This window comes from Falsiroseomonas sp. CW058 (genome assembly GCF_050563535.1).
Lineage (GTDB): Bacteria > Pseudomonadota > Alphaproteobacteria > Acetobacterales > Acetobacteraceae > Falsiroseomonas.
Genome location: NZ_JBNXUO010000009.1, coordinates 78,071 through 97,270 on the forward strand (window position 1 = coordinate 78,071; position 19,200 = coordinate 97,270).

The 19,200-nt window shown below is 73.3% G+C and carries 23 protein-coding genes; 12 read left to right on the forward strand and 11 right to left on the reverse strand.

All coding sequences use genetic code 11. The features are described 5' to 3' along the window. Positions 1 to 3 precede the first annotated feature (3 nt). The 6 genes from ACK8OX_RS09695 to eno all read left to right on the forward strand — a co-directional run bounded on the left by ACK8OX_RS09695 (position 4) and on the right by eno (position 2,926). Positions 4 to 171, forward strand: coding sequence for a hypothetical protein (locus ACK8OX_RS09695; protein WP_430663819.1), 168 nt, complete (start codon positions 4 to 6; stop codon positions 169 to 171). A gap of 40 nt (positions 172 to 211) precedes the next feature. Next, positions 212 to 517, forward strand: a complete 306-nt coding sequence (locus ACK8OX_RS09700) for a hypothetical protein (RefSeq protein WP_430663821.1) — start codon at positions 212 to 214, stop codon at positions 515 to 517. Between the two features lie 71 nt (positions 518 to 588). Continuing rightward, positions 589 to 897, forward strand: coding sequence for a hypothetical protein (locus tag ACK8OX_RS09705; protein ID WP_430663822.1), 309 nt, complete (start codon positions 589 to 591; stop codon positions 895 to 897). Between the two features lie 52 nt (positions 898 to 949). Further along, entirely contained in the window at positions 950 to 1,261 is a 312-nt protein-coding gene (locus ACK8OX_RS09710) for a hypothetical protein (protein ID WP_430663823.1), read from the forward strand. A 194-nt stretch (positions 1,262 to 1,455) separates the two neighbouring features. Next, on the forward strand, positions 1,456 to 1,614 hold the full coding sequence (locus ACK8OX_RS09715; RefSeq protein WP_430663824.1) for a hypothetical protein: 159 nt from the start codon (positions 1,456 to 1,458) through the stop codon (positions 1,612 to 1,614). Between the two features lie 34 nt (positions 1,615 to 1,648). Continuing rightward, positions 1,649 to 2,926, forward strand: a complete 1,278-nt coding sequence (gene eno, locus ACK8OX_RS09720) for a phosphopyruvate hydratase (protein WP_430663825.1) — start codon at positions 1,649 to 1,651, stop codon at positions 2,924 to 2,926. 38 nt (positions 2,927 to 2,964) lie between these two features. Here the strand turns inward: eno and ACK8OX_RS09725 are convergent, their stop codons facing one another. Further along, complete coding sequence (locus tag ACK8OX_RS09725) at positions 2,965 to 3,642, reverse strand: DUF599 domain-containing protein (protein ID WP_430663826.1); 678 nt, start codon at positions 3,640 to 3,642, stop codon at positions 2,965 to 2,967. A 91-nt stretch (positions 3,643 to 3,733) separates the two neighbouring features. Next, a complete protein-coding gene (locus tag ACK8OX_RS09730; protein ID WP_430663827.1) occupies positions 3,734 to 4,945 on the reverse strand; it encodes an NADP-dependent isocitrate dehydrogenase in 1,212 nt (403 codons plus the stop codon). A 161-nt stretch (positions 4,946 to 5,106) separates the two neighbouring features. Here ACK8OX_RS09730 and ACK8OX_RS09735 point away from each other — a divergent pair, with 161 nt between their 5' ends. Further along, on the forward strand, positions 5,107 to 5,994 hold the full coding sequence (locus ACK8OX_RS09735) for a PAS domain-containing protein (RefSeq protein ID WP_430663828.1): 888 nt from the start codon (positions 5,107 to 5,109) through the stop codon (positions 5,992 to 5,994). A 184-nt stretch (positions 5,995 to 6,178) separates the two neighbouring features. Continuing rightward, positions 6,179 to 6,415 (forward strand): hypothetical protein, encoded by a 237-nt coding sequence (locus ACK8OX_RS09740; protein ID WP_430663829.1) that lies wholly within the window; start codon positions 6,179 to 6,181, stop codon positions 6,413 to 6,415. A 48-nt stretch (positions 6,416 to 6,463) separates the two neighbouring features. Here ACK8OX_RS09740 and ACK8OX_RS09745 read toward each other — a convergent pair whose 3' ends face one another. After that, entirely contained in the window at positions 6,464 to 7,441 is a 978-nt protein-coding gene (locus ACK8OX_RS09745; RefSeq protein ID WP_430663830.1) for a tripartite tricarboxylate transporter substrate binding protein, read from the reverse strand. Between the two features lie 203 nt (positions 7,442 to 7,644). Between ACK8OX_RS09745 and ACK8OX_RS09750 the strand changes: the two genes are divergently transcribed. Together ACK8OX_RS09750 and ACK8OX_RS09755 are read left to right on the forward strand one after the other, a co-directional pair. Then, the gene (locus tag ACK8OX_RS09750; protein ID WP_430663831.1) at positions 7,645 to 9,114 is read left to right on the forward strand and encodes a sulfatase-like hydrolase/transferase; all 1,470 of its coding nucleotides are present in this window, start codon (positions 7,645 to 7,647) and stop codon (positions 9,112 to 9,114) included. Positions 9,115 to 9,152: 38 nt separating this feature from the next. Next, positions 9,153 to 10,157, forward strand: a complete 1,005-nt coding sequence (locus ACK8OX_RS09755) for an LCCL domain-containing protein (protein ID WP_430663832.1) — start codon at positions 9,153 to 9,155, stop codon at positions 10,155 to 10,157. Between the two features lie 6 nt (positions 10,158 to 10,163). Here the strand turns inward: ACK8OX_RS09755 and ACK8OX_RS09760 are convergent, their stop codons facing one another. Continuing rightward, positions 10,164 to 10,508, reverse strand: coding sequence for an HPF/RaiA family ribosome-associated protein (locus tag ACK8OX_RS09760; protein ID WP_430663833.1), 345 nt, complete (start codon positions 10,506 to 10,508; stop codon positions 10,164 to 10,166). Between the two features lie 120 nt (positions 10,509 to 10,628). On the opposite strand from ACK8OX_RS09760, the gene ACK8OX_RS09765 reads away from it, so the two are divergent. Next, positions 10,629 to 12,047 (forward strand): M20 family metallopeptidase, encoded by a 1,419-nt coding sequence (locus ACK8OX_RS09765; protein WP_430663834.1) that lies wholly within the window; start codon positions 10,629 to 10,631, stop codon positions 12,045 to 12,047. Between the two features lie 55 nt (positions 12,048 to 12,102). Here the strand turns inward: ACK8OX_RS09765 and ACK8OX_RS09770 are convergent, their stop codons facing one another. The 5 genes from ACK8OX_RS09770 to ACK8OX_RS09790 form a co-directional block, all read right to left on the reverse strand. After that, the gene (locus tag ACK8OX_RS09770) at positions 12,103 to 12,399 is read right to left on the reverse strand and encodes a DUF1330 domain-containing protein (RefSeq protein ID WP_430663835.1); all 297 of its coding nucleotides are present in this window, start codon (positions 12,397 to 12,399) and stop codon (positions 12,103 to 12,105) included. A 13-nt stretch (positions 12,400 to 12,412) separates the two neighbouring features. Continuing rightward, positions 12,413 to 13,699, reverse strand: a complete 1,287-nt coding sequence (locus ACK8OX_RS09775) for a TRAP transporter large permease (RefSeq protein WP_430663836.1) — start codon at positions 13,697 to 13,699, stop codon at positions 12,413 to 12,415. A gap of 6 nt (positions 13,700 to 13,705) precedes the next feature. Further along, positions 13,706 to 14,215: a TRAP transporter small permease gene (locus tag ACK8OX_RS09780; RefSeq protein ID WP_430663838.1), complete on the reverse strand. Its 510-nt coding sequence runs from the start codon at positions 14,213 to 14,215 to the stop codon at positions 13,706 to 13,708. 9 nt (positions 14,216 to 14,224) lie between these two features. Further along, a complete protein-coding gene (gene dctP / locus ACK8OX_RS09785) occupies positions 14,225 to 15,262 on the reverse strand; it encodes a TRAP transporter substrate-binding protein DctP (protein ID WP_430663840.1) in 1,038 nt (345 codons plus the stop codon). Positions 15,263 to 15,370: 108 nt separating this feature from the next. After that, positions 15,371 to 16,198, reverse strand: coding sequence for a sulfotransferase family protein (locus ACK8OX_RS09790; protein WP_430663841.1), 828 nt, complete (start codon positions 16,196 to 16,198; stop codon positions 15,371 to 15,373). A 102-nt stretch (positions 16,199 to 16,300) separates the two neighbouring features. On the opposite strand from ACK8OX_RS09790, the gene ACK8OX_RS09795 reads away from it, so the two are divergent. After that, entirely contained in the window at positions 16,301 to 17,440 is a 1,140-nt protein-coding gene (locus tag ACK8OX_RS09795; protein WP_430663842.1) for an isocitrate/isopropylmalate family dehydrogenase, read from the forward strand. A gap of 13 nt (positions 17,441 to 17,453) precedes the next feature. Here the strand turns inward: ACK8OX_RS09795 and ACK8OX_RS09800 are convergent, their stop codons facing one another. Both ACK8OX_RS09800 and ACK8OX_RS09805 read right to left on the reverse strand, forming a co-directional pair. Further along, the gene (locus ACK8OX_RS09800; protein ID WP_430663843.1) at positions 17,454 to 18,170 is read right to left on the reverse strand and encodes a carboxymuconolactone decarboxylase family protein; all 717 of its coding nucleotides are present in this window, start codon (positions 18,168 to 18,170) and stop codon (positions 17,454 to 17,456) included. After that, positions 18,167 to 19,123 (reverse strand): Bug family tripartite tricarboxylate transporter substrate binding protein, encoded by a 957-nt coding sequence (locus ACK8OX_RS09805; RefSeq protein ID WP_430663844.1) that lies wholly within the window; start codon positions 19,121 to 19,123, stop codon positions 18,167 to 18,169. Before ACK8OX_RS09805 ends, ACK8OX_RS09800 begins: the two co-directional genes overlap by 4 nt. Positions 19,124 to 19,200: the final 77 nt, after the last annotated feature.

Consider the following 19,200-nt stretch of genomic DNA (forward strand, 5'->3'; position numbering starts at 1 on the left):
GCGATGGACCAGAAGGCGCGGCTCGTCCGGCTGGGCATCGGGATGGCGGCGACACTGGCCGCCACCCTGCTTGCGGCCGTGCTGTTCGGCTCGCTCGCCGTGCCGCTGGTGCTGGCGGTGGGGCTCGGGGCGACGCTGCTGGCGGGTGGCGGGCTCGGCCGCAAGGGCTGACCTTCACCCTTTGCCAACCCCGGGCATGGCAGGGTGGGCCATGCGGATCCTCGTCGGGGCCGGCGGGCTCGAGACCTACGCCTATGAGACCGGCGACCTCGTGCGGCTGACCCGCAACGAGGACGGCCCGATCGTGACCGCCTTCGCGGGCGACTGGGGGCGGGTGACGCGGGTGCATCCCTGCGGCGCCGTCGACATCAAGCTTGCCGGCTACGGCCGGGCGCGGGACGCGACGATGACGCGCGCGGTCGCGGTGCCGCGCGGCCGGGTGGAGCCCTGCGACCACCAGGGCATGCCGCTCCGCCGGGGCTTCGCCGCGGTGTGGGACACCCGCCGCCCACGCTGAGCGGGCATCGACGTGCAGCCGCGGCACGGTCCGGCAACATGCCGACAACGGTTCCGGCATGAACTGCCGGAATGCGCAGCCCTTCCGATCCCGGCGTCTCCGCCGCCCGCGGCCTTGCCCCGGGTGACCTAGTCCGCCTCCGCCGCGACGAACCGGGGCCGCTGGTGACCGCCTTCGCGGGCGACTGGGGGAAGGTGCTGCAGGTGAACTGGGACGGCACGCTCGACCTCCTGCTTGCCGGATACTGCCGGCCCCGCACCGATCCCACGGACCGCGCCCTGTCGGTGCCGCGTGCCTGCCTCGAACCCTGCGACAGCTTCGGCCGCAGCCTTGGCGCCGGCGGGCGGCACTGGGCGGCCCAGGGCGGGCGCCCGCGCTGATGCCGCGGCCCGGCAACATCGGCGCAACAGCCGCCGCGATCTGATGGACGCCATGCGGAACCCCGACGCCTTCGCCCCCCCGACCCGCAAGCTGATGCCAGGCGACCTGGTCCGCCTGACCCGCGACGAACCGGGGCCGGTCTGCACCGCCGTCGCCGGCGAATGGGGCGAGGTGACGCGCATCCATGCGAACGGCACGCTCGACCTCCAGCTTGCCGGCTTCTCGCGGCCGCGCGGCCATCCCGCGCCGCGAGTCCTCGGCCTGCCGGTGCGCCTGACCGAGCCCTGCGACCGCCGCGGCCTGGCCAAGCCGCTGCCCACCACGCGCCACTGGGCGGGGCTGGACCGCAACGGGCGGAACTGACCGCGCGACCGGCGCCACCGCCCCGCGTTACGCCCGGGCAAGGGCGGCGATGGAGGATGCGGTGGCGGGACATGATGGTGGCGCAGGCGCGCCGGGGCCGGGCTGGCTTGACCGGCTGCGCCCCTGGCGCAAGCCGCCGCCGGGCGACAACGCTGGCCGGCAGGGCGGCGGCGACCCTGCGCCGCAGGACGAGGATGACGGAGACGGCGAAGGTGATGGCGGCGGGGATGGCGGCGGTGATGGCGGCGGTGACGGTGGTGGCGGCGACGGCGGTGGCGACGGCGACTAGCCACCGCGCCCGCGGCGCAGCCGTGACCCGCCCCACCCTTGCCGGCCCGGCCCCGCAAGGTTAATCGCGGCGCGACCCCCTTCGCCCCGGAGAGACGCATGGCCGCCATCGCCGACATCATCGCCCGCGAGGTCCTCGATTCGCGCGGCAACCCGACGGTGGAGGCGGAGGTGGTGCTGGATTCCGGCGCCATCGGCCGCGCCATCGTCCCCTCCGGCGCATCGACCGGCGCGCATGAGGCGGTGGAGCTGCGGGACGGCGACAAGGCCCGCTACGGCGGCAAGGGCGTGCGGAAGGCCTGCGCCAACGTGGAAGGCGAGATCTTCGACGCCCTCGGCGGCATGGAGGCGACCGAGCAGGTCCGCATCGACGAGACGATGATCGAGCTGGACGGCACGCCGAACAAGTCGCGCCTCGGCGCCAACGCCATCCTCGCCGTCTCGCTCGCGACCGCCAAGGCGGCGGCGGCGGATCTGGGGATGCCGCTCTATCGCTATGTCGGCGGCGTCTTCGCGCGCACCCTGCCGGTGCCGATGATGAACATCATCAACGGCGGCAAGCACGCCGACAACCCGATCGACATCCAGGAATTCATGATCATGCCGGTCGCCGCTGGCACGGTGGCGGATGCGGTCCGCATCGGGTCCGAGGTCTTCGCGCAGCTGAAGCGCGCCCTGCACGACGCGGGCCACAACACCAATGTCGGCGACGAGGGCGGCTTCGCCCCCAATATCGGCAGCGCGGAGGAGGCGCTGGGCTTCATCACGAAGGCCTGCGAGGCGGCGGGGCACCGCGTGGGGGAGGACATCGTCTTCGCCCTCGACTGCGCCGCGACTGAGTTCTTCAAGGACGGCCGCTACGTCATGGAGGGCGAGGGCAAGACGGTCGATTCGGCGGGGATGGCCGACTACCTCGCCGCGCTCTGCGACCGCTTCCCGATCGTCTCCATCGAGGACGGCATGTCCGAGGATGACTGGGAGGGGTGGAAGCTGCTGACGGAGCGGCTCGGCGCGCGGGTGAACCTGGTGGGCGACGACCTGTTCGTGACCAACACCGAACGCCTGCGGCGGGGGATCGAGACCGGCACGGGCAACGCCATCCTGGTGAAGGTGAACCAGATCGGCAGCCTGACGGAGACGCTGGAGGCGGTGGAGACGGCGCACCGCGCCGGCTACCGCGCGGTGATGAGCCACCGCAGCGGCGAGACCGAGGACGCGACCATCGCCGACCTCGCGGTGGCCACCAACTGCGGGCAGATCAAGACCGGCTCGCTGTCGCGTTCCGACCGGACGGCGAAGTACAACCAGCTGATCCGCATCGAGCAGGAACTCGGCAGCGCCGCGCGCTATGGCGGGCGCATGGCGGTGCGGCGGTAGGACGCCGCGGGCCCTTTCCCGCATGCGGGAAAGGGCCGTCAGCCCCCGACGGCGTCGCGCACCTCGCTGCGGAATTCGCGCCTGTGCAATTCCCGCAGCACAAGCAGGCTCGCCGCGACGAGGCCGAGCGGGTGGACCGTCCAGGCCAGCGCCGCCAGGCCGAAATAGTAGCTCCTCAGCCCCGTGTTGAAGTGCCGCGCGGCGCGGTTCAGCACGCGCGCCGCGGCGCCTGCCTGCGCCTCTCCCACCGGGCCGCTGCCGGGGGGTGCCATGCCGCCCACCAGGATGGAGCCGTAGTTGAACTGGCGCAGCGCCCAGGTCAGCTCGAAGAAGGCATTCACGAAGATCACCAGCAGCAGCGCGATCTTCGTCTCCCACGCCGCATCGTCCGGCACCTCGGCATAGGGGAGGGAGGAGACGACGCGGCGGCCGAGCTCGGGCGAGCCCATCATCGCCACCAGGCCGCCCAGGATGAAGATGCTGGTGGTCGCGAGGAAGCTGGTCGAGTTCATCAGGTTGCCGATCGCCGCCATGTCGGCGATGCGGTTGTCCCGTCCCAGCGTCGCCAGCATCCATCGCCGCCGGTGCGCGTCCATCGCCGCGATGACGCTGCGGTCGCGGATGGCTGGCACACGGTCCACCAGCGTCGCGTAGCCGAGCCAGCAGGCCGCGAAGACAGCGAGCGCCAGCCAGTCGGCAAGGTTGAACGATGGCATCGGCCGGAACCCCCCGCCGGTGGCGCAAGCGAAAGCGGCGGCCGGGTCGCCCCGGCCGCCGCGGTCAGGCGAAGCGGTGAAGGCGGCCGCGTCAGGCCATCTTCTTCTTCAGGTTCTCGTCGAGCTTCGCGAGGAAGGCCTGCGTGTTCAGCCAGGGCTGGTCCTTGCTGATGAGGATGGCAAGGTCCTTCGTCATGTCGCCAGCCTCCACCGTCTCGATGCAGACCTGCTCGAGCGCGTTGGCGAAGTCCACCACGTCCTGCGTGCCGTCGAAGCGGCCGCGATAGGCGAGGCCGCGCGTCCAGGCGAAGATCGAGGCGATCGGGTTCGTGCTGGTCTCGCGCCCCTTCTGGTGCTCGCGGTAGTGGCGCGTGACGGTGCCGTGCGCCGCCTCGGACTCGACCGTGCTGCCGTCGGGGGAGAGCAGGACCGAGGTCATCAGGCCGAGCGAGCCGAAGCCCTGCGCCACGATGTCGGACTGCACGTCGCCGTCGTAGTTCTTGCAGGCCCAGATATAGCCGCCTTCCCACTTCAGCGCGGAGGCCACCATGTCGTCGATCAGGCGGTCCTCGTAGGTCAGGCCGCGCTTCTCGTATTCCGCCTTGAACTCGGCGTCGTAGATGGCGCGGAAGATGTCCTTGAAGTTGCCGTCATAGGCCTTGAGGATGGTGTTCTTGTGGCTGAAGTAGACCGAGTAGTTGCGCTGCAGGCCATAGTTGAAGCTGGCGCGCGCGAAGCCCTCGATCGAGCTGTTGAGGTTGTGCATCATCATCGCGACGCCGCCGGCCTTGAAGGCGAAGTCGCCGATCTCCTGCGGCTGGCCGCCTTCCGGCGTGAAGGTCATCGTCACCTTGCCGGCGCCGGGCACCTTCATCTCGACCGCGCGGTAGATGTCGCCATAGGCGTGGCGGCCGACGACGATCGGCTTGGTCCAGTGCGGCACCAGGCGGGGCACGTTCCGCATGATGATCGGCTCGCGGAAGATCGTGCCGTCGAGGATGTTGCGGATGGTGCCGTTCGGCGACCGCCACATCTTCTTCAGGCCGAATTCCTTCACCCGCGCCTCGTCCGGGGTGATGGTCGCGCACTTCACGCCGACGCCGTACTGCTTGGTGGCGTTCGCGGCGTCCACCGTCACCTGGTCGTCAGTCTGGTCGCGGTACTCGATGCCGAGGTCATAGTATTTCAGGTCGATGTCGAGATACGGCAGGATCAGCCGGTCCTTGATGAACCCCCAGATGATGCGCGTCATCTCGTCCCCGTCCATCTCGACGACGGGTGTCTTCACCTTGATCTTGGCCATAGCCGATCCCCTTGCCGTCCGCCGGACGGCACGGAAGGGGCCGGCCCTGGCGGGTGGCGGAACATGCCAATGGCGTCCCGCCGCGTCCACCCCACCCCGCGCCCGGCCCTCGCCCGCCGCCTTGCGGTGGCCGTACCCGCATGGGTAGATGCAACCCCGCCGTGACTGTCGTTTCCCCGGAGCCGATGCGCGTCCCCAACGGCCTGCCCGCCCTGCTGCTGACCCCGGCGCTGGCCGCCTGCGTCCCGGCCGATGCCGGGGCGGCCGGATGGTGGGCCGCGCTGCCCGCCGCGGCGCTTGCCGCCGCGCTCGCGCCGATGGCGTGGCGGGGCTGGAGGCTCGGCCGCGCCTGGCCGGACCATGCCGCGCGCCAGGCCCGCCTGCTTGCCGCGCAGGCCGAGCTGAAGGGGGTGGCGGAGCGGGCGGAGGCGAAGGCCCGCCTGCTGGACGGCGTGCTGGCCGCGATGGCGGACGGCGTGATGGTGATGGACGGCGACCTGCGGCTGGTGGGCTGGAATCCGCGCTTTCCCGACTTCGCCGGCGTGCCCCGCCAGCTTCTGCGCATCGGGATGCCGATGGCCGAGTTGCTGCGCTTGCAGGCGGAAGCCGGGGAGTTCGGCCTGGTGGACCCGGAGGCCGAGGTCGCGCGCCGGCTCGACGCGCTGCGGAAGGGCGCCGTCCTGCAGCGCATCGAGCGCGAGCGGCCCGACGGGTCCCGCATCGAGCTGCGCCGCGCGCCGCTGCCGGGGGGCGGCTTCGTCACGCTCTACACGCCGGTGCTGGACAGGGCCGCGCCCCCGGACAAGGAGCTCGGCGAGCAGTTCCGCGCCGAATGGTCCGCCCGCATCCCGCGCCTGACCGCCGCGGCGGCGGATGGCGACGCGCCGTCGGCCCGCGCCGCCGCCCATGCGCTGCGCGGCATCGCCGCGAATGCCGGCTGGCCGGGTGCCGCCGCCACCCTCGGCGCGATCGAAGCGGCGGCCGAGGCCGGCGACCTGCGGGAGGTGCGGGCGCTCGCCTCGCTGCTCGCGCTCGACCCGCCATGGTAGGCGCGCTGCGGGAGGAGCCGGTCGAATGCCCGCATTGCGGGGAGGTGACGATGCCGAACCCCCTGCCCGACGGCAGCCGCGTCTGTTCCTGCGCGGCGGAACGAGTCCTGCCGCCCCCCGGGCCGCGGCTTGCGCCGCCGCCGCCGCGCCCCAAGTGAGGCGCCCCAGCCACGAGGACCCCGCCATGCTGATGCGCTGCGCCGCCCGTACGATGATGGCCCCGCCCATGATGATGGCGGGGATGGCGCTGGCGGCCGGCGCCGTCGCCACGCTGGCCATCGGCGCCACCGCGGTCGGCGGCGCGCTGCTGGCGAAGCGGCTCTACGAGGAGCGGAAGGGCTGGCGCGCCGACGCCGCGGACCCGCTGCCCGCGGACCCGATGCCGGCGGATGAGCCGGGGGCGGGCGCCGCCACCCTGTAGCGGCGGGCGCCCGGGGGCGCGGGCCCCCTGCCGCGCCGGCGCCCGGCCTCAGCCGCGGGCAAGGCCCGCGGCGCGCATCGCCTCGCCCATGCCGGTGTTGGCCCGGTCCATGAATGCCGCGAAGTCCTGCGGCCCGCCCCAGACCGTGCCGAAGCCGCGGGCGCGCATGAAGTCCTGGAATTCGGCCGACTTGTATGCCTTGTCGAGCGCGGCGACGAGCGTGTCCCGCACGCCCGCCGGCAGGTTCGGCGGCCCCGCGATGCCGCGCCAGGCGCCGGAGGTGTAGTTGATGCCGAGCGTCTCGTTCAGCGTCGGCACGCTGCCGAAGACCGGGTTGCGCTGCGCCGCCATGATGGCGAGCGGCCGCGCGCGGTTCGCGTCGATCATCGCCCGCGCCTCGGGGATCGAGCAGGTGACGAGCTCGATGCCGCCCGCCGCCAGGTCCTGCATGGCCGGCGCCGCGCCGTTGGACGGCACCCAGCGCACATGGTCGCCGCGCAGGCCCATCGCCTGCAGCCAGCCGACCAGCGCCAGGTGCCAGATGCCGCCCTGGCCCGTGCCGGACGCCTTGAACTGGCCGGGCCGGCTCGCCTTGATCGCATCCGCCAGCGCCTTGATGTCCGCCCAGGGCGCGGACTGGTTGACGGTGACGCCGGGCGGATCCTCGTTCATCAGCGCAAGCGGGGTGTAGCTGGTGGGCTTCAGCTCCGTCAGCCCCTGCCAGTGCATCATCGCGATCTCGACCGTGATCATCCCGATCGTGTAGCCGTCGGGTGCCGCGGTCGCGATGGCGGAATGGCCGACCACGCCGGACCCGCCGGTGCGGTTCACCACGTTGACCGGCTGGCCGAGGTCGCGCTCCAGCAGCGACCCCACGATGCGCGCGGTCGCATCCGTGCCGCCGCCCGCCCCCCAGGGAACGATCATCTGGATCGGCCGGGCCGGCCAGCGCGGCTGGGCGAGGGCAGGGGCGGCGAGCGCCGCGCCGCTGGCGGCAAGCAGGGTGCGGCGGGTCAGGCGGACCATGGCGTCTCTCCTCCGTTGCGCGTCCGCCCGGCGGCGGCGCGCTTGCGGACAGGCTAGGCGGGGTTGCGCGCCGGCATCAAGCGCCGAGCGGCCTCACGATCGGCACGGTGGCGTCCGGCGCGCGGGCCCGCCGCGGCGCCCACCCCCTTTCCCGCGCGCCCGATCGGGGCCAGCATCGTGGCAGGCGCGGGAGGGGGCGGGGCGTGGCGGTCGAGCCGAAGCGGAACCTGGTGGTGATCCTGTCCGACGAGCACAGCCCGAAGGCGCTGGGCTGCGCGGGGCACCCCTTCGTCCACACGCCGAACCTCGATGCGCTGGCGGCGCGCGGCACGCGCTTCACCGCGGCCTCCACCCCGTCGCCCATCTGCGTCCCCGCCCGCGCCGCGCTGGCGACGGGGCGCGAACTGCATGCGATGGGCCGCTACCACGACAACGCCGATCCCTATGACGGCGCGGTGCGGTCCTGGCACCATGCCCTGCGCGAGGCGGGGCACGAGGTGACCTCCATCGGCAAGCTGCATTTCCGCGGCCTGCCCGGCGACGACCACGGCTTCACCGAGGAGATCGTCCCGATGCATGTCGTGGACGGCAAGGGCGACCTGCTCGCCCTCATCCGCGACGAGACGGCGCCGCCCCGGAAGGGCGCGCAGAAGATGCGCGCCGCCGCGGGCCCGGGGGAGAGCGACTACACCCGCTATGACCGCGACATCGCCGCGCGGGCGGAGGAGTGGCTGCGCGCGCGCGCGGGCCGGACGCCGGACAGGCCCTGGTGCCTGTTCGTCTCGCTCGTCACGCCGCATTTCCCGCTGACCGCGCCGCCCGAGCATTTCCGCCGCTACCCGCCCGGGGTGGTGGGGATGCCGAAGCTCTATGCGAGGGACCAGCGGCCGCGGCACCCCTTCACGGACGACTACGCGGCGACCATCCCCTATGACAGCCATGTCCGCGACGAGGCGGATGTGCAGCGCATGATGGCCGGCTACTACGGCCTGGTGTCCTTCATGGACGAGCAGGTGGGCAGGATCCTCGGCTGCCTCGACGAATGCGGCCTGGGGGGGAGCACGCGCGTGCTCTACGCGTCGGACCACGGCGACAGCGTGGGCGCGCGCGGGCTCTGGGGGAAGTCCGTGATGTACGAGGAGAGCGTCGGCATCCCGATGATCCTGGCCGGCGAGGGCGTGGCCGCGGGCGCCACCTGCGCCACGCCGGTGGGCCTGACCGACGTCTTCGCCACCGTGGTCGACGCGGTGGGCTGCGCGGAGGCGCCGCCGCCGTGCTCGGCCTCGCTGTTCGACATCGCGCGCGGCGCGGCGCCGGACCGCCTCGTGCTCAGCGAGTACCACGCCAGCGGCTCGCGCGAGGCGGCGTTCATGCTGCGCGAGGGGGCGTGCAAATACATCCGCTACGCGACCTACCCGCCGCAGCTCTTCGACCTCGCCGCCGATCCGGAGGAGCTGACGGACCTGGCGAAGGACCCGTCGAGCGCGATGCTGATCGCGCGGATGGAGGTGCTGCTGCGCGAGAGGCTCGGCACCGACCCCGCCGAGGTCGACGCCCGCGTGAAGGCGCGGCAGGCTGCCATCCTGGCGGCGAATGGCGGGAGGGAGGCGGTGCTGGCGCGCGGCGACCTGCCCTTCTCGCCACCGCCGGGGGTGGAGGCGGCGTGGTCGTGACGGCGCCGACGATGCGGTTGGGAAGGAAGGATCCTGGAATGGACGGCAAAGCCAAGCCTGCCCCGCGCATGGGGATGCTTCTCGCGCTCGGGGCTGCGCTGCTGCTCCCACCCGCGGCATGGGCGCAGAAGCAGCCGGTGCCTGCGGCGCCGCCGGCCGCCGCGCCGGCGCAGCCCGCGCCCGCGCAGGCCCGTGAGCCGGCGCCGAACCCGCTCCTCGCCGGGATCCGCACGCTCCGGCTCGAACTCGACCTCCTTTCCGCGCCGGAGGATGCGCCGGCCGCCTGCGGCGTCGCGGCGGATGGGCTGGAGGCGGCCGTGGCGGCGGGGCTGCGCGGGTCCGGCATCCGCTTCGTGGGACGGGTGCCGCCGGCCGGCCTTTCCGCCGCCGAGCTGGCCGACATGCCGGAACTCAACACCGCCATCGTCCTGCTGCACGGGCGGGAATCCTGCACCTTCGCCTTCCAGCTGATCCTGGCCCTCGCGTCGGAGCCGACGCGGCTGCGCGCGAACGGCGCGCAGACCGAACGGGGAATGGTCGTGGTCTGGCTGCACAACGGCGCCACGCTGAAGGCACCTGACGAAACCGGCACCCGCGCGCGGGAATTGCTGACGGAAGCCGTGCAGGACCTGGCGGCGGCGATCGCGCGCGCCGACCGCGCGGCAGCCGCGGCGCCGGCCGCGCCGGCGGCGGTGGCGCTGCCGGCCTGCCCGGACCGGTGGCGGGACCTCGGCAGCGCGGCGCCCCAGCGCCTGGCCTGCGCCTGCCCGGCCGAAGCCGTGGCACGGCCGGCGAGCGTGTGGGGCAGCGGCACCTACACCGATGACAGCGGGGTCTGCCGCGCGGCGCTGCATGCCGGCGCGGTCGGCCCTGCCGGCGGGCGCGTCACCGTGGTGCGGGAAGCGGGGCGCGCCTCCTATCCGGGAAGCGCGCGCAACGGCGTCACCAGCAGCAGCTACGGCAGCTGGGGCGGCAGCTTCCGCTTCGACACCAACGTGACGATCACGACGACGCCGCGCAGCGCGGGCGCCATCGTGAAGTAGCGCGCACTACAGATCCGCGTCGCGGATGGAGGCCGCGCCCTTGTGGTCCGTCCGGGGCGCGAGGGCGCGGTCGAGGGCGCGGTTGATCTTGTCGAGCGCGCCGTCGATCGCCATGGGCAGCGTCGGCGCCTGGTGGGTGACGGCGATCGGCTTATGGTGGGTGGGGCGCGCCTCGATCATGCAGCGCTTGTCCGCGGCGCCGCCCTTGTCCCCGTTCACGTCCGCGAGATGGACCTCGACCCGGGTGAGGTGTTCGGTGAAGCGGTCGAGCTCCCCCGCGACCTGCGCCTCCACGCGGGTGGTGTAGCCGTCGTCCCCGGCCGTGTCGTGGGTGTTCACCTGGATGCGCATCGGACCCTCCTGCAACAGCCCCCGGCAACGCGGCGGCCGCCCTTTGGTTGAGGGGCGCCGGTTGAGCGCCCGCGCGATCCGCGCGATAGGATGGCGGCATTCCACGGACGGAGCGGCACGATGCGGAACGAGGACGAGATCTGGCGCCTGGTGGAGGGCCGGAAGCAGGAATACATCGGGCTTTCGGACCGCGTCTGGGGCATGCCGGAGCTCTGCTACGACGAGCATCGGTCCTGCGCCGAGCACACCGCCATGCTGGAGGCGGAGGGCTTCCGCGTGACGCGCAACGTGGCCGACATCCCGACCGCGGTGATGGGCGAGGCCGGCGAGGGCGGGCCGGTCATCGCCATCCTCGGCGAATACGACGCGCTTCCCGGGCTGAGCCAGGAAGCGGGCGTGATGGAGCCGCGCCCGGTGGCGGGCGAGACGCGCGGCCATGGCTGCGGCCACAACCTGCTCGGCTCGGCCAGCCTCCTCGCGGCCGCGGCGGTGAAGGACTGGCTGAAGGCCAACGGGCTGCCCGGCCGCGTGCGCTACTACGGCTGCCCGGCCGAGGAGGGGGGGGCCGCCAAGGGCTTCATGTGCCGCGACGGCGCCTTCGACGACGTGGACATCGCCATCACCTGGCACCCGGCCGCCTTCGCCGGCGTGATGGAGCCGCTGAGCCTGGCGAACACCCGCATCGACTTCAGCTTCGCGGGGCGCGCGAGCCATGCCGCGGCCGCGCCGCATCTCGGCCGTTCCGCGCTGGATGCGGTGGAGCTGATGAATGTCGGCGTGAACTACATGCGCGAGCACATGCCCTCCGACGCGCGGGTCCACTACGCCTATCTCGATGCCGGGGGCATCGCGCCGAACGTGGTGCAGGCGACGGCGAAGGTCCGCTACCTGATCCGCGCGCGGAACCTGCAGGAGCTGAACGGCCTGGTCGCGCGGGTGCGGAAGATCGCCGACGGCGCGGCGCTGATGACCGAGACGGCCGTGACCACGAAGGTCGTCTCCGCCGTGTCGAACCTGCTGGGCAACACGCCGCTGGAACGCGCGATGCAGGCGAACCTGGACCGCCTGGGCCCGCCCGAATTCGACGAGGAGGACCGCCGCATCGCGGCCGGCTTCCAGGCGACGATGACGGAGGAGGACATCGCCTCCTCCTGGCGGCGGGTCGGGCTGGAGCAGCGTGCGGGCGTGTCGCTCTGCGACACCGTGGTGCCGCTCGACCGCAACGGCGCGCCGATGATCGGCAGCACCGATGTGGGCGACGTGTCGTGGAAGGTGCCGACCGTGCAGGCGCGGGGCTCGACCTACGCCATCGGCACGCCGGGCCATTCCTGGCAGCTGACCGCGCAGGGCAAGCTGCCGGCGGCGCACAAGGGCATGGTGCATGTCGCGAAGGTCATGGCCGGCACGGCGGTGGATGCGCTGCGCGACCCCGCGCTGATCGCCGCCGCGAAGGAGGACCACCGCGGCCGCACCGGCGGCAGGCCCTACCAGAGCCCGCTGCCGGCGGATGCGAAGCCGGCGCTGGACATGAGCAGGTAGCGCGCGGCGTCCTGCCGCGCCCGCGCTGCGGGGCGGGGGCCGTCGCCCCCACCCGTCAGCCCGGGGCGTGGCCTTCCACCAGCACCACCTCACTCTCCGCCGTCTCCAGCCGCAGCCGCAGCAGCGGCGCGTACTCGGGCGAGGCGTAGAAGCCCTTCAGCGCGGCCATGTCCGGGAATTCCAGGATCACCACCCGCGCCAGCGCCGGCGCGCCCTCCACCACCTCCAGCGCGCCACCGCGCACCAGGTAGCGCCCGCCATGCGCGGCGATCACCGCCGGCACCCGCGCGCGGTACTCCTCGAACCCCGCCGCGTCCCTCACGCGGATGTTCGCGACCAGATAGGCGGGCATCGCCGCATCCTCCCTACAAGGTGCCCAGCATCCGCGGCAGCCACAGCGCGATCTCCGGGAAGGCGACGACGAGCGCGAGGGAGCCGAACATCGCCAGGATCATCCACACCACCCAGGGGATCGTGCTCTCCATGCTGACCCCGGCGATCCGGCATGACACCATGAGGTTCACGGCCATCGGCGGGGTGAACTGCCCGATCGCGATCTTCATCGTCAGGATCACGCCGAACCAGGTCAGGTCCCAGTGGAAGGCGTTGGCGATGGGGATCAGCACCGGCAGCAGGATCAGGAAGGTGGAGACGCCGTCCAGGAACATGCCGATGAAGACCAGCACCACCATCAGCAGCGCGATGGTGCCGTATTCGCCGAGCCCGAGGCCCACGATCCAGCCCGCCACCGGCTGCACGATGCCGAGCGTGGAGGTGGACCAGGCGAAGACCGATGCCAGCGCGACGACGATGAGGATGACGGCCGAAAGCTCCCCCGCCTCCACCAGCATCTCGTAGACGTCGCGCAGCGTCAGGCTGCGATAGATGAAGAAGCCGATGAACAGGCCGTAGAACACCGCCATCACGGCGGCTTCCGTGGGCGTGAAGGCGCCGATCCGCATGCCGCCCAGGATCACCACCGGCGCCATCAGACCCCAGAAGGCCTCGCGGAAGGTGCGCCAGACCTCCAGCCGCTCCTCCTGCCGGGACTTGCCGCCGAAGTCGTTCAGCCAGGACAGCGCCAGCACCGCGCCGATGATGGCGAAGCCGGCGAGGATGCCGGGGAACATCCCGGCCATGAAGATCGCGGGCACCGACACGCCGGGCACCAGCACGGCATAGATGATGAAGGCGATCGAAGGCGGGATGAGGATGTCGGTCGCCGCCGCGGCGGCGACGGTGCTGGCGATGAAGGGGCGGGGATAGCCATCCCGCGCCATGCTCCGCGTCACCACCTGCCCGACCGCCGCCGAGGTCGCCGGCCCCGATCCGCTGATGCCGCCGATCACCATCGCCACCAGGACCGAGACGGAGGCCAGCGCCCCGCGCCCCGCGCCGACGATGGCGGTGGCGAAGCGCACCAGCCGCAGCGCGACCCCGGTGCGGTCGAAGACGCTGCCGACCAGCACGAACATCGGGATGGCGATCAGCGGATACTTGGCGATGCCGGCATAGACGTTGGTCGGCATCGCGAGGATCGACTGGTCCGCCAGCAGGATCGCCAGCGCCCCCGCGAGGCCGAGCGCCACGCCGATCGGCACGCCGCCGGCCAGCAGCACGAGGAAGGTGAGGAACAGGATGGACCCTACCATGGCGGCTCAGCCATCCCCGCCGCGCGCCAGCCGGATCAGGCGCCCGATCGCGCGCGCCACCACCACCGCCGACAGCAGCGGCAGCCAGCCCGTGTACCACCAGTTCGGATGGCCGAGCCCGTTCGACAGCACCTCGAACCGGTATTCGTCATAGGCGAGCCGCCAGCCGTACCAGACGAGGATGCCGAAGCAGAGCACGGTCAGCGCCATCGCCGCCATCTCCGCCAGGCGCCGGCCGCGGGGCGACAGCAGGTCGGTGAAATAGGCGATGCGGATGTGACGCCCCGATGCGGTGGCCACCGCGGTGCCGAGCAGCGCGACCAGCACCATCAGCACCACCGAGTATTCCTCGGTGAAGGCGAGGCTGATGTCGGTCAGGTAGCGGGTGACGACGTTGGCGGCGGTGATGAGCGCCATCGCCGCCATCGCGGCCGCCACCAGCACCTCCTCGACCTTCAGCGGGATGCGGGTCGCGGGGTTGTCGCGGCCCACGGTCGGGTCGGGCTCGGCGGCCATCGCCTGCGCTCAGGCCCGCGCGCCGCGGATCGCGGTCTCGGCGCGGCGGACCAGGTCGGCGCCGACGGTCTGCGCCCATTTGTCGAAGACCGGGCGGGTGGCGCGGGCGAAGGCCTGTTTCTCGGCGTCCGTCAGCGTCGTCACCGTCACGCCGCGGCGCTGCATCTCCTCGATCGAGGAGCGGTCGGCGTCGACGCCGATGCCCTTGCGGCTCGCCTCGATCTGCGCCTTCGCGGCATCGCGCGCGCATTCCATGACCAGCGTGCGGTCGGCCGGCGCGAAGCTGTCCATCACCGCCTTGCCGACCACGAAGATCCCGGCATCGGCCACGTAGTTCCAGATCGTCAGGTGGCGCTGCGCCAGCGTGTCCATGCGGAAGGCGAGGAAGAGGTTGATCGGGTTCTCCTGCCCGTCCACCGCGCCGGTGGACAGCGCGGGCTGGAGATCCGCGAAGGACATCTGCAGCGGGTTCGCGCCGAGCGCGGTGAAGATCTCGCTGAAGATGGCGCCGGCGGCGAAGCGGATCTTCATGCCGCGAAGGTCGCCCGGTTCGCGGATGGCGCGGCGGCTGTTCGAGATCTCGCGGAAGCCGTTCTCGCCCCAGGCGCAGGGCACGACGTCGCGGGTGGACAGGGCGCGGAACAGCTCCTCCCCCACCGGGCCGTTGATGATGGCGTCGAAGCCGCGGTGGTCGCCGAGGAGGAAGGGCAGGGAGAACAGGTTCATCTCCCGCACCTGCGGCGAGATGTTGATGGTGGAGAAGACCGCCATGTCGATCACGCCCTGGCGGATCGCCACCAGTTCGCGCGTCTGGTCGCCGCCGACGAGCTGGCTGCCCGGATAGACCTTCACGTTGATCCGGCCGTTCGACCGCTGCGTCACCAGGTCGGCCCATTGGAAGGCGCCCTCGGACAGCGGGATCGGCCTGTTGCCGACAACCGACAGCTTGTATTCCTGCTTGTAGGACTGCGCGCGCCCGGCATGCGGGGCGGCCAGCGCGCCGGCGCCGGCCAGCAGCGCGGCGCGGCGGGTGATGGCGTGGGTCATCGGGGCATCCCTCCCTGTCGGCGGGCCTCTCCGGGCCGCCCGTTGCGGGCGCGAGAATGCGGGCGCGGCCGTGCCTTCCGCAAGGGGGCGTCGGGCCGGGCCGGGCCGTCAGGGCGTGGCCAGCCCTTCCGCGAAGCGCCGGTGCAGCAGGTCCAGCAATTCCTCGTCCAGCGCCCCGCCGCCGGGGTGGCGGCGGAATTCGGCATAGGCGAGCTTCACGGCGCCCGGCACCTTCGGGTGCCGCAGCAGCGTGTCCGTGGCGACGGCGTGGTGGCGAAGCTCCGGCCCGAGGAAGGCGGCGATGGCCGCCGCATCGGGCCGCGCCGCGCCGTCCGGCAGCAGCCTCAGCGCCGGCGCCACCGCCCCCGCCCAGTCGCGCAGCAGCATGTCGTAATGCACCACGGCGCGCGGCAGCCCGCGCGACCCGCGCTCCGCCTCCAGCACATGGCCGAGCCAGAGCCGCATCGCCTGGTCGAGCCCGATGCCGTTCCGCGCCTCCAGCGAGGCCGCGACCTCGAGCGGGTTGCGGATGGCCAGCACCGCCTTCGGCGCGATCCCGCGCGCCGCGACCGCGCCGCGCCACAGCCGCGCGAGCCGGGCGATGCGCGGGTCCTTGAGCACCAGCGGCGCGGTGCCGGCGAACTGCTCCGCCAGTACGGCCGCGGCCTCCGCCTGCCAGGCGGACAGCCGGTCCTGCGGCGCCAGAGGCCGCGGCAGCGGGCGCGGGTCGTCCCAGGCGCTGCCGACCGCGGCGAGGATGCGGTCGTTCAGCTTCTGCGCGGGCGCCGGTTCCCAGAAGCCGCGCGGGTTCTCCGGCTTGCCCGCCATCGCGTCGCGCGGCAGCGCCAGTCCGTGCAGCCCGAGCACGCGGGCCAGCGCGGAGGTGCCGGAGCGGTGCATGCCGAGGATCATCAGCGCGGTGCGTTGCGGGGCCATCGCCGCCTTCTTCGGCCAGGGTGCGCCCGCGCGCAAGTCGTTCCGCGCTTGACGCGCGCCGCCGGGCCCGCGATGCACGAGGCCCGCCCGGAGGCCATCCGCATGCCCGACGCCATCGCCCGCCGCGTGCTGCCGCCGGACCGCCCGCGCCCGACCCGCGTGCTGGCGCTGGCCGGGGATGGCATCGGGCCGGAGGTGACGGCGGAGGCCTTGCGGGTGCTGCGCCGCGCCGTGGCCCGCCACGCCCTGCCGGTGGAGGTCGAGGAAGGCGCCTTCGGCCTTGCCGCCTGGAAGGCGCATGGGGCGCTGCTGCCGGCCGCGAGCCGCGCCGCCGAGGCGCGGGCCGATGCGGTGTTGGCCGGCCCGCTCGACAGCCTCGACCACACCGCGATCCCGATGGAGGAGCGGCGGACCGGGGGCATGGCCGCGCTGCGCGACAGGCTCGGCCTTTTCGTCAGCCTGCGGCCGCTCAGGACCGACCCGGTGCTGGCGGAGGTCACGCCCCACAAGGCGCGGGTGCTGGACGGGGTGGATCTGGTCTTCGTGCGCGACCTGTCGGGCGGCGCCTATCTCGGCCAGCCGCGGGGGATCGAGCACCTTGCCCATGGCCAGCGGCGGGGCGTCGACACGCACAGCTACACCGAGGACCAGGTGGTGCGGACCGCCCGCTTCGCCTTCGCCCTGGCGCGGGGCCGGCGCGGCCGGGTGACCAGCGTGGACAAGGCGAACCTGATGGAATCGGGCGCGCTCTGGCGCCAGGTGGTGACCGCGCTGCACGAGGACGAGTTCCGCGACGTCGCGCTGGAGCACATGCTGGCCGATGCCTGCGCGCCGCTGCTGGCGCGCGACCCCGCGCGCTTCGACGTGGTGCTGGCCGACAGCCTGTTCGGCGACGTGCTCTCGGCCGGCGCCGCGGCGCTGGCGGGCAGCCCGGGGATGCTGCCCTCCCTCTCGCTGTCGCGCCCGTTGCCGGATGGCCGGCGGCGGGCGCTGTACGAACCCGTTCACGGGGCCGCGCCAGGCATCGCGGGGAAGGGGGTCGCGAACCCGATCGGCGCCATCCTGTCGGCGGCGCTGCTGCTGCGCTGGAGCGTCGGCGCCGAGGCCGCGGCGGCGGAGGTGGAGGCGGCGGTCGCCGCCGCACTTGCGGGCGGCGCGCGCACCGCCGACATCGCCCTGCCGGGGCAGCCCGTGGTCGGCACCGCGGCGATGGGCGACGCGGTGCTGCGGGGCCTGGGCTAGGGCAAGGGGGCGGTCAGCCGGGCGGCAGCCCCGCCGCCTCGTCATGCCCGCCCTGGCCGGTCAGCGCGGCCCAGGCGCGGAAGCGGTCGCTCGCCGGCAGCGCGCCTTCCGCGATCAGCCGCCGCCAATGCCCGCAGGCCTCGACGAAGTGGGGCACGCTGCCGGGGAACATCGCCAGGCTGATCGCCTCCGCCATCTCCTCCTCCGGCACCGCATCGGCATAGGCGGCGCCGAGATGCCAGGCGAAGGGCCGCCAGCGGGCGCGGCAGACCTGCACCGCAAGCCCGGCCAGGTGGACCAGCCGCATCGGCGCGCCGGGCGCCACGCGGCGTAGGGCGTCGAGATAGGCGCGCCGCGGGTCGAAGGGCGCAAGCTGGCGTGCCCAGTCGCGGGCCGCGAAGTCAAAGGCTTCCGCCCCGATGGCGAGCGCGGCGGCGGCGAAGGCCGCGCCGATCGTGGCATCGGTGCCGCCGGCCGCACGGAACTTCGCGATGTGGTGCGTCGCCATCGCCTCGTCCGTCGCGGCCAGCACGGCGAGCCAGACGAATTCCCGGTCATGGTGCGACAGCACGCGGTCGTCGAGCGCCATGGCGGTGTAGGCGGCGTCGTAGCCGGCCAGCAGCTTCGGGAAGGCCAGCGCCATCAGCCCGTGATGCGGCAGCAGGTAGCCGCGCTTCGCGCGCACCTCCGCCAGGCGGGCTTCCAGCTCCGCCGCCGTCTCCGCGCTCATTCGGCGCGGATGTCGGCGCTGCGGGCGATCTCCGCCCAGCGCGGCACCTCGGCCGCGACCATCGCCGAATACTCCGCGGGCGTCATCCGGTTGGGCGCGGCGCCGAGACCCGCCAGCCGTTCCGTGAGTTCCGGCGTGTTGAGCCCGGCGACGAGGGCGGCGTTGATGCGCTGCGCCGCCTCGGGCGGGAAGCCGGCGGGGCCCGACAGGCCGAACCAGTTGGTCGCGACCAGGGTGGGGAAGCCGAGTTCGGCGACGCCCGGCACCTCCGGCCAGCGGCTCGCGCGTTCGGCCACCGTCACGGCCAGCAGGCGCAGGCGGTCGTTGTTGCCGATGTCGGGCACCGCGGCGATCAGCCCCTCCACCTGTCCGGCGATCACGTCGGTCACCGCCGGGGCGCTGCCGCGATAGGGAACATGGGTGATGTCGACGCCCGCCGCGCGCTTCAGCAGTTCCAGCTTCACATGGCTCGACGTGCCGACACCGTTGGAGGCGAAGCGGACGGCGCCGGGCGCGGTGCGGGCGCGCGCGACCAGCTCGGCCAGCGTGCGGAAGGGGCCGGCGGCCGAGACGGCGATCGCGCTCGGCACCGCGGCGATCAGGCCGACATGGGTGAAGTCACGCACGCTGTCATAGGCGATGTTGCGGTTCACCGCGGGGCCGATCGCCTGGCTCGCGATGTTGGACAGGACCAGGGTGCTGCCGTCGGCCGGGCCGCGGGCGACCGCTTCGGACCCGACGGCGCCGCCCGCGCCGGCCCGGTTCTCCACCACCACCGGCTGGCCGAGGCGGGTCTCGATCTCCCGCGCGGCAAGGCGGCCGAGCAGGTCGGCGGTGCCACCGGGGGGGAAGGGGACGACGAGCCGCAGCGGACGCGCCGACACGGGCTGCGCCAGGGCGGGCACGGCCGGACCGGCGGCGAGGCCGGCGAGCAGGAGGTGGCGGCGGCGCATGCGTGGTGTCCTTCCCGGTGGCGGGCCGGATCAGACCACAGCCGCAGCCCGGCCGGGAGGGGGCGGGCACGCGGGAA